Raw genomic sequence first — 14,631 nt, forward strand, 5'->3', positions numbered from 1 at the left:
ACTTTTGCCTTTCTACGTGCGGGCCCGGTCAGTCGATCGAGGCGAGCTGCTCCCCCGCGGCGAGGAAGTCGCCGGGGGCGCTCTGGTGCCGCAGGATGCCCGGGCCGGTGGCCACGATGGTGGTCTCCATCTTCATGGCCTCCATCACCACAACGGCGTCTCCCTCTGCCACCTCGGTGCCGTCGCCGATCAGCCAGGTGATGAGAGTGCCGGCCATCGGCGCCACCAGTCCCGCCACGGATGCCGCGGCCGCGTCGGCCGCGTCGCGCACGGGAGCCCCGGCGCCGGCAAGTGCGGCGTTCGGGAGGGCCGCCGGGGCCGTGCCTGCGGGCATCCGCAGGGTGTGCCGGCGGCCGTCGATCTCGATCCAACTGCCGGTCACGCCGGGTTCGACAGGCTCCGGGCGGAGAGTGTCAGCGGCGATCCGCTCGGCGAAGCTCGTCTCGATCCACTGGGTGTGCACGTTCAGTGCCTCGCCGCCGGCGAAGTCGTCGTCGCGGAGCACCGCCCGGTGGAACGAAAGCACCGAGGCGACACCCTCGAGTACGAACTCGTCCAGGGCGCGGCGGGCGCGGCGAATGGCGATCTCGCGGGTGGGCCCGGTGACGATGAGCTTGGCCATCATGGAGTCGAAGCGGCCGGAGACCAGCGTGCCGCTCTCTACCCCGGAGTCGACGCGGATGCCGGGCCCGGTGGGCGGTTCGAACCGGGTGAGCAGCCCGGGCGTGGGCAAGAAGCCGCGCGCGGCATCCTCGGCGTTGATGCGGAACTCGATCGAGTGCCCGGTGGGCGCCGGGGTGGCCTGCACCGACAGCGGCAGGCCCTCGGCGATGCGCAGCTGTTCGGCGACGATGTCGACACCGGTGGTCTCCTCGGTGACCGGGTGTTCCACCTGCAGCCGGGTGTTCACCTCGAGGAACGAGATGGTGCCGTCGACGCTGAGCAGGTACTCCACCGTGGCCACGCCCCGGTAGTGCGCGGCGGCGCAGATGGCGGCGGCCGAGCTGTGCAGACGGTCCCGCTGCTCATCGGTGAGGAACGGCGCGGGGGCCTCCTCCACGAGCTTCTGGTTGCGGCGTTGCAGCGAGCAGTCCCGGGTGCCGAGCACCACGACGTTGCCGTGGCTGTCGCTGAGCACCTGCACCTCCACGTGCCGGGGCGCGTCGAGGAACTGTTCGACGAAGCACTCGCCGCGGCCGAACGCGGTGACGGCCTCGCGCACGGCGGCGTCGAACTGTTCGGCCACCTCGTCGAGGCTGCGGGCCACGCGCATGCCGCGGCCGCCTCCGCCGAACGCGGCCTTGATCACGATGGGCAGACCGTGCTCCTCGGCGAAGGCGACCGCCTCAGCCGCGGTGGCCACCGGGTCGGGGGTGCCGGCCACGAGGGGCGCACCGACGCTGGCGGCCAGCTGGCGGGCGGCGATCTTGTCGCCGAGCAGGTCGATGGCCTCCGGGCTCGGGCCGATCCAGGTGAGACCGGCGTCGATCACCCGGCGGGCGAAGGCCGCGCTCTCCGAGAGGAATCCGTAGCCGGGGTGCACGGCGTCGGCGCCGCTCTTCATGGCCAGGGCGATGAGTTTCTCGGCGTCGAGGTAGGTCGCCGCCGGGCTGTCGCCGTCCAGTCCCCAGGCCTCGTCGGCGAGGCGCACGTGCACGGCATCGGCGTCGCTGTCGGCGTAGACGGCCACGGTGGCCAGGCCCCGGTCGGCGCAGGCGCGGATGATGCGCACGGCGATTTCGCCGCGGTTGGCGATCAGGACTTTCTTCATGGTGTGACCTCGGGGTTGACTGCGGAGTACTCGTCGAATGGACCGATGGGGTTGAATCGGATGCGCGCGCCCGGCGGCAGCTGGCCGGCGAGCGGCAAGTGGTGGGTGGCGACCGACCCGATCACCGGGTACCCGCCGGTGAGCGGGTGATCCGCGAGGAACAATACGGGCTGGCCGTTCGGCGGGATCTGGATCGCTCCGGACACGGTGCCCTCGCTGGGCAGCTCGGCGTCGACGACACGGGTGAGTGACTCGCCCTCCAGGCGTAGTCCCACGCGGTTGGAGCGGGAGCTGACCAGCCAGCTCTGTCCGGTGAGAACGTCGATGGCGTCGCTGGAGAACCAGTCGGTGCGGGGGCCGAGGACGACGTCGAGCACTACCTCGGTGGGTGCGCTGCCGAGCGCGCTACCGACCGGGTCGGCCGTGCCGCCGTCGGGCAGGGCGACCGCGGCGAGGCCGCGCGCGGGAGTGCCGACGGGAAGGATCGTTCCGGCCGTGATGGGAGCCGGGCCAAGACCGGCCAGCACGTCGGTGGAGAGGCTGCCGAGCACGGGCTCGAGGGCGAAGCCGCCGCGCACGGCGAGGTAGCTGCGGAGCCCGGCGGTGGGGCGGCCCATCATGAGTTCCTCGCCCGCGCCGAGGGCGAAGGGGGCGCCGAACGGGACCGTGCGGGCCTCGCCATCAGTAGGCACCGAAGCGCGGATGCTCAGCGGCACGGCCGCCCCGGTGACGGCGAGAACCTGTTCACCGCGAGCCCGGAGCCGCAGACCGCCGAAGGTGGTCTCGAGGGTGGCCGCCCCGCTGTCATTGCCGACCAGCCGGTTGGCCGCACGCAGCGACACCGGGTCGAGGGCGCCGGAGCTGGAGACGCCCATGCTCGCATAGCCGGGCCGGCCGAGGTCCTGCAGCAGGGTGAGCATGCCGGGGTCGAGGATCTCGAGCGCGTGGCTCGCCTCGGCCGCAGCCGGGGCGGGGTGCGTCGACACGGCCGTCTCGCTGGAGACCGTCGCGGTGGCCCGCCCGCCACCGGCCACGTCCACGAACCGCACCCGGTCGCCGGGCAGCAGCAGGGCGGGGCGGTCCCGCGACAGGTCCCACATCCGGGCCTCGGTGGTGCCGATGAGCTGCCAGCCGCCCGGGCTCTCGCGCGGGTAGACCCCACTGAAGGTGCCGGCGAGCGCCACCGAGCCGGCGGGGATGCGGGTGCGCGGGGAGCTGCGGCGCGGCACGTCCAGGGCCGGGTGGCCGCCGGAGAGGTACGCGAAGCCCGGGGCGAACCCGGTGAACCCCACCGCGTACTCCGCCACCGTGTGCAGCCGCACCACCTCGGCGGCGCCGATTCGGAGCAGTCCGGCGACCTCGTCGAGGTCCTCGCCGTCGTAGGTCACCGGGATCTCGATGAGCGAGCCCTCGCCCGCGACCCGCCCGCCCAGGTCGCGCGAGCGCACGGCCTGCACGATCTGCGCCGGGCTCACGGCGCTGGGCCGGAAGAACACCAGCAGGGTGCGGGCGCCCGGGATGAGCTCGCCGGTGCCGTCGATGGGGTCGCTGCTGAGCGAGTCGAACAGCGCCAGGGTCGTCGGCAGGTCGTCAAGCTCGATCAGCAGCGCGTCGTCGCGCACGGGGAGGAACCGCATGGTGGTGTTCACCCTAGGGTGCCGCCGGGTCGCCCGCCCGCGGGGCGAACGCGGTGATGTCGATGGCTGCCGCGGTGAGGGCGGCACGCACCTGCCGGGCCAGCTCGGTGGCACCCGGGCTGTCGCCGTGCACGCAGATCGAGTCCGCCACCACGGTGATGGTGCTGCCGTCGATGGCGGTCAGGGTGCCCTCGGTGGCCAGCTGAACCATTCGCGCAGCCACCAGTGCGGCGTCGTGCAGCACCGAACCGGCTTCCTTCCGCGACACCAGGGTGCCGGCCGGCGTGTAAGCGCGGTCGGCGAACGCCTCGGTCACGCTGCGGAGGCCCGCCTTATCCGCCGCCCGCAGCACCTCTGAGCCCGGCAGACCCAGGATGGCCAGGGTCGGGTCGATCTCACTGATCGCCGTCACCACATCCTGCGCCTGACGAGCGTCGTGCACGATCGTGTTGTAGAGGGCGCCGTGCGGCTTCACGTAGGTGACCGTGGTGCCGGCCGCCCGGGCGACGCCCTGCAGCGCACCGATCTGGTAGATCACATCGGAGATCAGTTCGGCGCTGGAGACGTCCATGTTGCGCCGGCCGAATCCGGCCAGGTCGCGGTAGCCCACGTGCGCGCCGATGGACACCCCGGCCTCCCGGGCGCCGAGCACGGTCTCGCGGATCACCAGGGGGTCGCCGGCGTGGAAGCCGCAGGCGATGTTCGCGCTGGTGACGATGCCGAGCATCTCCAGGTCGTCGCCGAGGCTCCAGCGGCCGAAGCCTTCGCCGAGGTCGCTGTTCAGGTCGATGAAGCTCATGGGGGTGTCCTTCGGTTGTGCCGGGAGGTTACAGGGTGAGCAGCGCGAAGATCGGGCCGACGGCCATCACAGCCATGTACCAGGTGAGCAGCGTGGCCAGGGTGCCGATGATCAGCAGCCACTTGGGGTAGCGGTAGCCGTTCATCAGGTCGCCGCGGAACCAGCCGATGTACATGAAGATCGTGAGACCGATCGGCAGGATCAGCCCGTTGAAGCCGCCGACGAACACCATCAGGGTGGCCGGCGCGGTGCCGATGAGCAGGTAGACCGCGAGGGAGACGACGATGAAGGCGATCGTGGCGAGGTCGGCGGTGCGTCCGACGATCTTCTTGGAGAAGACGGGCAGGAACGACACCGAGGTGTACGCGGCGCCGATGATGCTGGTGATCGCGGCGATCCAGAAGATCGCGCCGAAGACCCGGAGGCCGAATTCGCCGGCGGCGGCCTGGAACGCCTGGGCGGCCGGGTTGGCCGCGGCGCCCGTCGTGTCGATGACGACGCCGCTCGCAACCACGCCGAGGATCGCCAGGAACAGGACGTAACGCATGATGCCGGTGACCAGGATGCCGTTGAAGGCCGCGCGGGAGACCTCCTTGACGTGCTCAACCCCGGCGGTGCCGCTGGCGAGCAGGCGGTGGGCGCCGGCGTAGGTGATGTAGCCGCCCACGGTGCCGCCGACGATGGTGGTGATGGTGGCGAAGTTGATCTCGTCGGGCAGCACGGTCTGGCGCAGCGCGTCCCCGATGGGCGGCTGGGAGATGAACGCCACGATCACGGTGAGCACGATCATGACGAGCCCGGCGATGACCACGACGCGGTCGACGACAGCGCCGGCCCGCTTGGCGAGGAAGATCGCGACGGCGAACAGCGCGCTGAGCAGGCCGCCGATCTTCGCGTCGAGTCCGGTGAGCACGTTCAGGCCCAGGCCCGCACCGGCGATGTTGCCGATGTTGAAGACCAGTCCGCCGAGGATGACGAGGAAGGCGAGCACGAAACCGCTGCCGGGGATGGCGAGGTTGGCCAGCTCGGGAGCGCGCTTGCCGCTGACCGTGATCATGCGCCAGATGTTCAGCTGCACGGCGAAGTCGATCAGGATCGACGCGAGGATACCGAACGCGAACGCCGCACCCATCTGCGCGGTGAAGGTGGCCGTCTGGGTGATGAAGCCGGGGCCGATGGCCGAGGTGGCCATCAGGAACAGGGCGCCGATAAGCGCGGCGCGGCGGCTCTTGGCGACACTGCGGACGCTGGGCTGGTCGGTGTTCTGGTCGGTGTTCTGTGCGGTGGGGTCCGCGGGTGCGGTGGTCTTGCGGGGGTCGGTCACGGGCACATCCATTTCGTCGGGGGGAAGGATCCTGCGGGTGTACTGCTACTCGCGGGGACCGGAACCCCACGCAACGAGCCTAAGCGCGTGAACGACAGGTTAGTGATTGTTGAACAATCAGTCGAGTAAATAGTGTGTTTCAGTCATGTTTCGGTGAACGGAGGGCAGCGCATCGCTGCCGGGGCTGGGGCCGGTGTGGGTAGAGTGGCGTCGTGGCCCAACTCGACGATGCTGAAGACGGCAATTCGCGCGCCGATCAGGCCGCCGAGACACTGCGCCGGATGCTCATCGTCGGCGACCTCGTGCCCGGCCAGCGCCTCTCCGAGAGCGCCATGAGCGAGCGCCTCGGCGTCTCCCGCAACACCCTGCGTGAGGCGTTCCGCGTGCTCACCCACGAACGCCTGCTCGTGCACAAGCCGCACGCGGGCGTGTTCGTGGCCGTGCCGTCGCTCGCGTCGATCATCGACATCTACCGGGTACGCCGCATGATCGAGTGCCAGGCGCTGCGGGCCGCTCCCGCTCGGCATCCCGCCAGCCGACGGATGCGCGCCGCCGTCGAGTCTGCGCTGGCCAGCCGCGAGGCAGACGACTGGATCGCCGTGGGCACCGCCAACATGGAGTTCCACTCCGCGATCGTGGCCCTGGCCGACAGCGACCACCTCGACAGGCTCTACGCCAACATCTCCGCCGAGCTGCGCCTGGCCTTCGGGCTGCTTGACGACCCGGACTACCTGCACCGCCCCTACGTGGACCGCAACGTGGCCGTGCTCGAGCTCTACCTGGCGGGCGAGGCGGGCGAGGCCGCATCCGTTCTGGATGAGTACCTGCTGCTCTCGGAGCGCACGATCGTGGCCGCCTACGCGCGGCAGCTGCCCGCCTGACCTGACGCTGCGGCCTCTTGCGCGTGGGCGGCACGCTAGTAGCGTGACAGAAGGCATCGCTGGTACGGAAGGGAAACGCGAATGGACACGTTCCGGGAACTCCACACCGCTGACGCCCCGCTGTTGCTGCCCAATGCCTGGGATGTCGGCTCCGCCCTGGCCTTCGAAGCGGCAGGTTTTGCCGCCATCGGCACCACCAGCTTCGGCATCTCGGCCAGCACCGGCCTGCCCGACGGCGGTGGGTCAACCCGCGCGGCAACAATAGCCCTCGCGGCGCTCTTGTGCCGTCTGCCCGTGCACATCACCACAGATATCGAGGACGGGTACTCCGACGACCCGGCCGAGGTCGCGGACCTCGTGGCCGAACTGGCCGACCTGGGGGTCGTCGGGGTCAATCTGGAGGACAGCCGGGACGGGCACCTGGTGGATCCCGCGGTGCTTGCCGCCAAGGTCGCCGCGATCAAGCGACACAGCCCCGACGTCTTCGTGAACGCCCGGGTGGACAACTTCTGGTTCGACGAGGAGGCCACGGTGCAGGCCGTCCTGCTCCGCGCTCTTGCTTACGCCGATGCCGGGGCCGACGGGATCTTCGTGCCCGGAGTGACTGATCCGGTGGACATCCGCAGCATCACCGCCGGCATCGACCTGCCGGTCAACGTGCTGGCCCACCCCACCCTGACGGTGGCCGAACTCGGCGCCCTGGGTATCCGCCGGGTGAGTTCAGGCTCCCTGCCCTACCGAGCAGCCGTGGATGCGGCGGTGAACGTCGCCGTGGCACTCCGCGACAACCAGCAGACGCCGGCCGCGACGTCCTACTGGGAGATGCAGTCGCGCCTCGAGGCATTCAGCGACTAACGGCGTCACACCTGGAGGGAATAAGAAGCCTTCGGGGACACCGTGACCGTGCTGCTGTCAGAACGCTTGACCTGACCGGGCCCGACCGGTGTAGCGTGAGCACCTGAGGTAAAAACGCATCCCAGCCCTGCTGGCCTGCGCACACACGCGGCATCGAACGAGTCGCCACTTCTTCACTATGAAGGAGTGTGCACCTTGACGCCCGACCAGCCACAACTCGACGCACGAGCGTCCACGACCGGGCCCGACCCGGCCCCAACCTTGCGGGGCGCCTGGCTCGCGCTCGCCGGCCTGTCGGCCGTGTTCCTCATCGAGATGCTCGACAACTCGATCCTCAATGTGGCGCTGCCCACCATCGGCAGAGAGCTGCACGCGTCGACGACGGCCCTGCAGTGGGTCACCGGCGCGTACGCCGTCGTGTTCGGCGGGCTGATGCTGGTGTTCGGCGCGATCGCCGACCGGTTCGGCCGCCGCCGGATCATGCTCGTCGGGTTGGTCCTGCTCGGAGCGGCGAGTCTGGCCACAGGGTTCGTCACCACCGCGGACCACCTGATCTGGGTGCGTGCGGCCATGGGGGTCGCCGCCGCCATGACGACCCCGGGGTCGATGGCGCTGGCCTTCCGGTTGTTCGACACGGAGGACCTGCGCGTCCGCGCGCTCACGCTCATCTCCACCGCCGGCCTCGTCGGGCTCGCGATCGGCCCGACCGTGGGTGGGTTGGCGCTCGCGGTCGCGCCCTGGCAGGTACTGCTCCTGGTGAACGTGCCCATCGCCGCGTTCGCCTTCGTCGGCATCCGCCTCGGCATCGCTGCCGACCTGGCGGCGGAGCTGCATCACGATCCGATCGACATTATTGGAGCCGTTCTCGGCACCGCGACGATCGTGCTCGCTCTCGTCACTCCGACTCTGTACGTCGATGAGGGGTCCGGCTCCTGGGTGCCGTGGACTGGCGCCGGCGCAACGGTCGCTCTGGCGATCGCCTTCGTGGTGCGGGAACGTTCCGCCCGGGCGCCCCTTCTCGATCTGCGGCTCCTCGCGTTGCCGCTGGTCTCGAGCGGACTCGCGTACAAGGCAGCGGCCGGGCTGGCCGTGGCCGGCCTCGGCTACCTGGTGACCCTGCAGCTCCAGTTCGCCTGGGGCTGGCCGCCGGCCCTGGCGGCGCTGGGGATGCTGCCGCAGGTGGTGGTGCTCCTCGCCGGCGGTCGGTTCGTGGGGCCGGTGGTGCAGAGGCTCGGCCTGGGCCGGGCCGCGTGGATCAGCGCCGCCGCCGTGGTGGTCGGCCTCGCCGTCTTCGCCCTGTTCGGCAACCTCGGGTACGGCGGGGTGCTCGTCGCCCTCGTGCTCGTCGCCGCGGGGATGCGTGTGGTCGGTGTGGTCGCCGGCACCAACGTGCTGCGGGGCCTGCCGGCCAGCCGCACCTCGATGGGCGCGGCACTGGTGGACACCTCGAGTGAGCTGGCCACGGCCATCGGCATCGCCATCACCGGCACGATCCTCGCCGCGCTCTTCACCGGGAGCATCGCCGACACGACCTGGAGCGCCGCCCAGACCGTGCAGTTCCAGACCGCGGTCACAGTGGCGGGGCTTTCCCTCACCTTCCTCGCAGCAGTGCTCGTCGGGATCGGCTTCGCCCGCGCTTCTGCTGGGACGGCTGGCCTGACCTGAGAGGGCTTGACCGGGTGCGGCGTGGCCCGGCCGCTCAGACCGAAAGCAGGGGCGCAGTCACCCCTCGTTGACGGTGAAGACAGACATGGCGTCGTCCAAATAGCGGCCGAAGGGTTGCGCCTGGTCTGACGCCAGCCATGCGGTGCGGGCCGCCTGCATGCACGCGAAGGCAGCGCCGACGATCGCGATCGGTTTCGCGTCATTGGACCCCTGCGCCTGCCTCACCAGCCGGTCGGCGACCCGCCCGACAAGGATCTCCTGCACCCGTTGCATCTTTTCCAGGTAGCGGGCGTTCAGCTGGGCACTGCCGCGCACGATCTGTTCCATCGCGTCGTTCCGAGCTCGAGCGCGGTCATCCTCCACGTATTCCAGGGTCAGGTCGAACACCCGCCGCAGGGACTCCCAGACGGGTTCGTCCACCGGTCGGGCATCGAGCGCTTCGGCAACCCGGTCGCCGAAGAGGTCGTACTTGCCGATGACCAGGTCATCTTTTGAGGCGAAATAACGAAAGAAGGTGCGTTTGGACATACCGGCGGCCGCCGCGATCTGGTCCACGGTGGTGCCGTCGTATCCGTGCTCGAGAAAGAGATCCTGCGCTACGACGGTCAGTTCGGTCTGGGCGAGACGGCGTGTTCTCTCACGGATGGACAGTGGCAGCGTCTCGGACATCTGCCCAGCATAGCCCCACGGATGCGAACTTGACACCAAGTGTCATTAAAGCCATATAGTTGCGTTTGTGGCGTCGAGCGGCGCCCAGTCAACGAGGAGCAGCACAATGAGCAAAGTATGGTTTGTCACCGGTTCGTCCAAGGGCTTCGGCCGGGAGTTCGTCCTCGCCGCCCTCGAGCGGGGCGACAAGGTCGCCGCGACCGCCCGCAACACCGACACCCTCTCCGATTTGGTCGAGAAGTACGGCGATGCCGTGCTTCCGATCAGCCTGGATGTCACCGACCGCGCGCAGGTATTCGCAGCGGTCAAGACCGCCCACGAGGCCTTCGGACGCCTGGATGTCGTCATCAACAACGCCGGGTATGGACTCTTCGGTGCGGTAGAAGAGATCACCGACCAGCAGCTTCGTGACCAGCTCGACGTCAACCTGTTTGGCGTGCTGCACGTCACCCAGGCCGTTCTGCCGATCCTGCGTGAGCAGAAGTCCGGACACATCATCCAGATCTCTTCCATCGGCGGCCTGGTCGCGTTCCCCAACCTCGGCGGCTACCACGCCTCCAAGTGGGCGCTTGAAGCGCTCTCCGACTCTCTCGCGCAGGAAGTCGCCGGCTTCGGAATCAAGGTCACGCTCATCGAGCCCGGCGGATTCGACACCGACTGGTCAAGCGCATCCGCCGTCGTCGCCGACGCCCAGCCGCAATACGCCCCGCTGCACGAGGGAATGGCCGCTCAGCGGGCCACCAGCGTGCAGCCCAAGCCCGTCGGATTCGGCGCCGCGATCCTTAAGGTCGTCGACGCCGAGACCGCGCCGCGCCGCGTCTTCTTCGGCGAGATGGCTACGCAGGCCGTGCCGCACCTGCTCAACCAGCGTCTCGCCGAGTTGGCCGAGTGGGCCCCCGTCTCACTTCTCGCTGAAGGCAAGTAGCGCCGGGGCGGTCGCGGCCCGGCTCAGCTGGCGATGGCGGGGATGATGGCGCCGGAGAACACCTGCCAGGCCAACGCAGTCTTGGCCACGAGGCTCAGCGTGATGTACGTGCGTTCGCCCTGCAGGTAGCTCTTCCACTTGCCCACCTGCTTGTACTGCAGCCACTGGTTGATCGCGAAGGTGTTGAAGAACACGAACAGCGAGATCACGATGCCGACCACGAAGCCGGGGGCCGCAACGTCGCTGGCGCTGCCCGGGCGCAGGAAGTAGATCAGGATCAGGATCCACGGAACGATGCCGACCATGGAACCGAAGATGAAGGGCAGCATTCCACCGGACCCCGGCTGCTCATACTTCTCCTGCAGCGCGCCGAACATGATCATGGCCGCGTTGACCGCGAAGACGGCGCACAGCGCCCCGATGTCAGTCACACCGTTGATCGCCAGGATCAGCCAGATCATGATCGATGAGCTGAGGGAGTACTCGACCCAGCGGAAGTAGTTGTGGTTGTTCAGGAGCCCGGTCTTGTAGCGCGTGAAGAACCAGGGGCTGGAGATGAGGAAATGGAAGAAGGCGCTGAGCGCGAGGAAGGCGACGACACCGACACCGATGTTCACCTCGAAGAGGGTGACCCGCTCTGGCGGAATCGGCACTCCAGGCGGGCCCGCCAGGTAGTCAGTGGTGACGGCGAAGAGAACCTGCGAACTGAGCAGCGTGAGGATCACCGCGAAAGCAATGGCCTGCACCAGGTGCAGGCTCCCCGCGACGACGTTGTAGATGCGCAGCCGATCGATCTGCTGATCCGGTGTGTAGTCCCTCTTGACCATGGGCCGACTCCTTTGCATCCGGCGGGCGGAACCCGCCCGTGTGGTCATCTTGGCAGTTCACTGCGGTTATCGGGTCCGCCGGGCGACCACCGGGCTGAGGCTGGCGACCTCGTCCGGTGTGGCGTCGCGGAACATCTGGGCTCCGGTCGGCTCGACCGCTCGCCGCCCTTGCCCGCGGGTGGCGATGAGGCTGGCGCCGACCGCCGCGGCGAGGATCACGATGATGACGGCCAGCGAGACCGTGGTGGGGACCTTGACCAGGTCGTGCAGCGCCATTTTGACGCCGACCCAGATCAGGATGGCCGCCAATCCGATCTTGAGGTAGATGAAGCGGTGGATGAGGTCGGCCAAGAGGAAGTACATGGCGCGCAGCCCCAGGATGGCGAAGGCGTTCGCGGTGAACACCAGGAACGCCTCGTCGGTGACGGCGAAGATCGCGGGAATCGAGTCGATGGCGAAGATGATGTCGGTGAATTCGATGAGCACCAGCACCGCCAGGAGGGGTGTCGCCACGAGCACCCCGCCGGTGCGCACGACGAGTCGCTGCCCGTAGAAGACGTCGGTCGTGGGGACGACTCGGCGGAAGGCTCGGTAGATGCGCGACTGGGTGGGGTCGGCGTGTTCGTTGCGGCGGCGCAGCATCTGAATGCCGGTGACCACCAGGAGGGCGGCGAAGACGTAGAGGATCCATCCGAAGCTCTCGATGAGCGTGGCGCCCGCGGCGATGAAGATGCCGCGGAACACCAATGCACCCAGCACGCCGAGGAAGAGGATGCGGTGCTGGTACTTCGCCGGCACACCGAAGCTGGCGAAAATGATGGCCCACACGAACACGTTGTCGATGGCCAACGACTTTTCGATGAGGAAGCCGGCGAAATACTGCTGGCCCAGCTCGCCGCCGAAGAGCAGCCAGATGCTCACACCGAAGCTGATTCCCGAGGCAACCCAGAAGATCGACCACCCGGCCGCTTCCCTCAGGCTGATCACGTGGGCGGTGCGGTGGGCCACGAGGTCGATGGCCAGCATCACGAGGATGACGGCGACGACGGACAGCCAAGCCCAGAGCGGAACGTTCACGGTAAGCACCCTTCCGAGAGGACGCACGGTGCGTCGTCTCGGAGGTCTTTCCCGCTCGGGTCGAGCTCACATCACCGAGCCGTGGGGCCGTACTGGCGATGATGTGATTCGGGGATACTCCCCTCCTGAGACCAATCAGATCATGGGTTTTCCCGACCGGTCAAGAGGCCAGGATCAGAATCCGCTGAGTGCCGCCGGCACCGTGTCCAGCCTGACGGTCACCGAACCGGCACCGGCCTCCAGGTCCACCTCCGCCGACCCGGCCGAGGTCTCGAGTCGATACCGACCGGCGAAGCCGCGCACCGACACGACACCGTCGGCATCCGTCGTCGCGCGCGTCTCGGGGTGCCACCACTCGCCGCGCACCAACGCGTGCAGCGCGTCGTAGGCGGGCTTCTTGCTGCCGTCCCGGCGGATCACACCGGACGGAGCGCCGAGCCACGCCCCGTGATCGGTGAGGCCCCAGTAGGTCAGGGACTCCACCGAGGGGTGCGACACCACCGTTCGGTAGTGGCGCACGATCTCGTCGGCCTGGCGGGCCTCCCCCTCGGGTGTCGACGGCCACGACTCCGGCTGGTAGTCGTTGAGATCGACGATGTGTGAGGGCATCAGGTCGCCGGACAGCAGCGTCGTTTCGGTCAGTTGCAGCGGCAGTCCGAACCGGGCGAACCGTTCCAGGATCCCCCACACCTGCTCTTCGCCCCGGTAGCCCTGATGCATGTGGGTCTGCAGTCCGATCGCGTCGATCCGGATGCCCGCGCCCAGGCACTCCTCGATCAGCCTCTCGTAGTCGGCGGAGAGGTCGAAGTCGTTGAGCACCAGCCGGGCGTTCGGGTTCGCGGCCCGCGCCTCCTCGAACGCCAGTCGCACCATCCCCACCCGGCCCCGGCGCTGGGCGAGCCGGGTCACGGCGTTGTCCTCCGCGGTGAAGACCGGCAGGATCACGACCTCGTTGATCGCGTCCCACAGGTCCACCACGCCCGCAAAACCGGTGACCTCGCGGCGGATTCGCTCACGGATGGCCGCTTCGACCGCCGTGTCGTCGAGCTCGAGCAGCCACTCCGGGGCCAGGGTGTGCCACACCAGCGGGTGCCCCTTCACGGTGACCCCGCGCGCGGCGAACCACTCGGCCGTGCGGCGGAGACGCTCGGTGTCAGGCCGGCCGCGCTCCGGCTCGAAGCCGCGCCAGTAGAAGGGCAGCGTCATGGTGTTGAACAGGCCCAGCCAGTCCTCGGCGAGGGTTTCCACGTCGGGCGCTACCGTTTCGGAGCCGGACGGGACAGAGCCGGCCGGGACAGAGCCGGAGGGCCCGCCGAGCCAGTCGATGAAGTCGAAGCCGATGTTGCCGAACCCGAACGCCTGCCGGGTCTGTTCGACGGAGACCGTGCTGTCGGCAACGGGCCGACCCAGCGAATCGAGCAGGCGAACGCGTGCATCCGCACAGCGGTGGGTGAGTTCAGGCACGACGGTGTCCTTCGGTATGGGGGGGCGATCTCCCTGAAACCTACAGGCCGGCGCCCGAGCAACCCAGGCTTTTCGGCGCACTTTCGAGGTGTGGGCGCTGCCTCGGGCGGCTCCCGCTGCACCGGGCGCGAGCGCTAGATCAGGGGGCGCTTCTCCACCTGCTCGTAGCTCCGGCTGGCGTCGACCCGGGCCGCCCAGAGCACGGTCTGCCCGGTGGCCAGGGACTTCTGTACGTCGATGATGCGCTGGTTGCTGCTGCCCCGGAATTGCAGGCGCAGGTCCTTGAGCGCCTCGTCGAACGGGCCGTCGACAAGCACGTCGATCAGGCCGAGCAGCTCGAGCTTGTCGGGGCTGTCGAGCAGCAGTTCCTCGAAGATGTACCCGGTCCACGACCAGATGTCCTTGGCCGGGCCGAACTCCGCGCGTACCCGGCGGGCCAGCGACAGGCACACCCCGGTGTTCAGGAACGGTTCGCCGCCGAGCAGGGTGAGGCCCTGCACGTACGGCTGGGCCAGGTCGGTGAGGATCCGGTCTTCGAGCTCGGCCGTGTAGGGGGTGCCGTAACGGAAGTTCCAGGTGGCCCGGTTGAAGCAGCCCTCGCAGGCGAACAGGCATCCGCTCACATAGAGGCTGCAGCGCACGCCCTCACCGTCGACGAACATGAACGGCTTGTAGTCGCCGACGAAGCCCTGGCTGAGCTTGTCGGCGAGCCACTCGCCGGGCTGCGGATGACGCAT

13 protein-coding genes are annotated in these 14,631 nt (G+C 68.8%); 4 read left to right on the plus strand and 9 right to left on the minus strand.

The window, feature by feature from the left end:
• Positions 1-28 precede the first annotated feature (28 nt).
• The 4 genes from PA27867_RS17850 to PA27867_RS17865 are packed head-to-tail and all read right to left on the minus strand — an operon-like array spanning position 29 to position 5,399.
• Positions 29-1,771 carry an acetyl/propionyl/methylcrotonyl-CoA carboxylase subunit alpha gene (locus PA27867_RS17850; protein WP_066598401.1) on the minus strand — a complete coding sequence of 581 codons (1,743 nt, stop codon included), beginning with the start codon at positions 1,769-1,771 and terminating at the stop codon, positions 29-31.
• Entirely contained in the window at positions 1,768-3,408 is a 1,641-nt protein-coding gene (locus PA27867_RS17855) for a 5-oxoprolinase/urea amidolyase family protein (protein WP_066600289.1), read from the minus strand. The genes PA27867_RS17850 and PA27867_RS17855 overlap by 4 nt, the downstream gene beginning before the upstream one ends.
• Before the next feature lie 13 nt (positions 3,409-3,421).
• Positions 3,422-4,207: a LamB/YcsF family protein gene (locus PA27867_RS17860; RefSeq protein WP_066598402.1), complete on the minus strand. Its 786-nt coding sequence runs from the start codon at positions 4,205-4,207 to the stop codon at positions 3,422-3,424.
• Positions 4,208-4,235: 28 nt separating this feature from the next.
• Complete coding sequence (locus tag PA27867_RS17865) at positions 4,236-5,399, minus strand: NRAMP family divalent metal transporter (RefSeq protein ID WP_236900932.1); 1,164 nt, start codon at positions 5,397-5,399, stop codon at positions 4,236-4,238.
• Positions 5,400-5,743: 344 nt separating this feature from the next.
• Between PA27867_RS17865 and PA27867_RS17870 the strand changes: the two genes are divergently transcribed.
• The 3 genes from PA27867_RS17870 (at position 5,744) to PA27867_RS17880 (ending at position 8,932) form a co-directional block, all read left to right on the plus strand.
• A complete protein-coding gene (locus PA27867_RS17870) occupies positions 5,744-6,412 on the plus strand; it encodes a GntR family transcriptional regulator (RefSeq protein ID WP_066598404.1) in 669 nt (222 codons plus the stop codon).
• 81 nt (positions 6,413-6,493) lie between these two features.
• Positions 6,494-7,267, plus strand: a complete 774-nt coding sequence (locus PA27867_RS17875) for an isocitrate lyase/PEP mutase family protein (protein WP_066598405.1) — start codon at positions 6,494-6,496, stop codon at positions 7,265-7,267.
• A gap of 186 nt (positions 7,268-7,453) precedes the next feature.
• Entirely contained in the window at positions 7,454-8,932 is a 1,479-nt protein-coding gene (locus PA27867_RS17880) for an MFS transporter (RefSeq protein WP_420480679.1), read from the plus strand.
• 57 nt (positions 8,933-8,989) lie between these two features.
• Here the strand turns inward: PA27867_RS17880 and PA27867_RS17885 are convergent, their stop codons facing one another.
• Positions 8,990-9,601 (minus strand): TetR family transcriptional regulator, encoded by a 612-nt coding sequence (locus PA27867_RS17885; protein WP_066598406.1) that lies wholly within the window; start codon positions 9,599-9,601, stop codon positions 8,990-8,992.
• Positions 9,602-9,707: 106 nt separating this feature from the next.
• On the opposite strand from PA27867_RS17885, the gene PA27867_RS17890 reads away from it, so the two are divergent.
• The gene (locus tag PA27867_RS17890) at positions 9,708-10,526 is read left to right on the plus strand and encodes an SDR family oxidoreductase (RefSeq protein ID WP_066598407.1); all 819 of its coding nucleotides are present in this window, start codon (positions 9,708-9,710) and stop codon (positions 10,524-10,526) included.
• 23 nt (positions 10,527-10,549) lie between these two features.
• On the opposite strand, the gene heR is transcribed toward PA27867_RS17890, so the two are convergent.
• The 4 genes from heR to nrdG form a co-directional block, all read right to left on the minus strand.
• Positions 10,550-11,353, minus strand: coding sequence for a heliorhodopsin HeR (heR, locus tag PA27867_RS17895; protein WP_066598408.1), 804 nt, complete (start codon positions 11,351-11,353; stop codon positions 10,550-10,552).
• A 66-nt stretch (positions 11,354-11,419) separates the two neighbouring features.
• The gene (locus PA27867_RS17900) at positions 11,420-12,430 is read right to left on the minus strand and encodes a TerC family protein (protein WP_066598409.1); all 1,011 of its coding nucleotides are present in this window, start codon (positions 12,428-12,430) and stop codon (positions 11,420-11,422) included.
• Positions 12,431-12,604: 174 nt separating this feature from the next.
• On the minus strand, positions 12,605-13,894 hold the full coding sequence (locus tag PA27867_RS17905; RefSeq protein WP_157109286.1) for an endo-1,4-beta-xylanase: 1,290 nt from the start codon (positions 13,892-13,894) through the stop codon (positions 12,605-12,607).
• Positions 13,895-14,028: 134 nt separating this feature from the next.
• Complete coding sequence (nrdG, locus tag PA27867_RS17910) at positions 14,029-14,631, minus strand: anaerobic ribonucleoside-triphosphate reductase activating protein (RefSeq protein ID WP_066598410.1); 603 nt, start codon at positions 14,629-14,631, stop codon at positions 14,029-14,031.

Source organism: Cryobacterium arcticum (assembly GCF_001679725.1).
In the GTDB taxonomy this organism is placed as follows: domain Bacteria; phylum Actinomycetota; class Actinomycetes; order Actinomycetales; family Microbacteriaceae; genus Cryobacterium; species Cryobacterium arcticum_A.

What these genes read in the sequence shown, in the direction of transcription:
- PA27867_RS17850 (WP_066598401.1), bottom strand. Translation starts at nt 1,771, where the DNA reads ATGAAGAAAGTCCTGATCGCCAACCGCGGCGAAATCGCCGTGCGCATC.
- PA27867_RS17855 (WP_066600289.1), bottom strand. Translation starts at nt 3,408, where the DNA reads ATGCGGTTCCTCCCCGTGCGCGACGACGCGCTGCTGATCGAGCTTGAC.
- PA27867_RS17860 (WP_066598402.1), bottom strand. Translation starts at nt 4,207, where the DNA reads ATGAGCTTCATCGACCTGAACAGCGACCTCGGCGAAGGCTTCGGCCGC.
- PA27867_RS17865 (WP_236900932.1), bottom strand. Translation starts at nt 5,399, where the DNA reads ATGGCCACCTCGGCCATCGGCCCCGGCTTCATCACCCAGACGGCCACC.
- PA27867_RS17875 (WP_066598405.1), top strand. Translation starts at nt 6,494, where the DNA reads ATGGACACGTTCCGGGAACTCCACACCGCTGACGCCCCGCTGTTGCTG.
- PA27867_RS17885 (WP_066598406.1), bottom strand. Translation starts at nt 9,601, where the DNA reads ATGTCCGAGACGCTGCCACTGTCCATCCGTGAGAGAACACGCCGTCTC.
- PA27867_RS17890 (WP_066598407.1), top strand. Translation starts at nt 9,708, where the DNA reads ATGAGCAAAGTATGGTTTGTCACCGGTTCGTCCAAGGGCTTCGGCCGG.
- heR (WP_066598408.1), bottom strand. Translation starts at nt 11,353, where the DNA reads ATGGTCAAGAGGGACTACACACCGGATCAGCAGATCGATCGGCTGCGC.
- nrdG (WP_066598410.1), bottom strand. Translation starts at nt 14,631, where the DNA reads ATGCGTCATCCGCAGCCCGGCGAGTGGCTCGCCGACAAGCTCAGCCAG.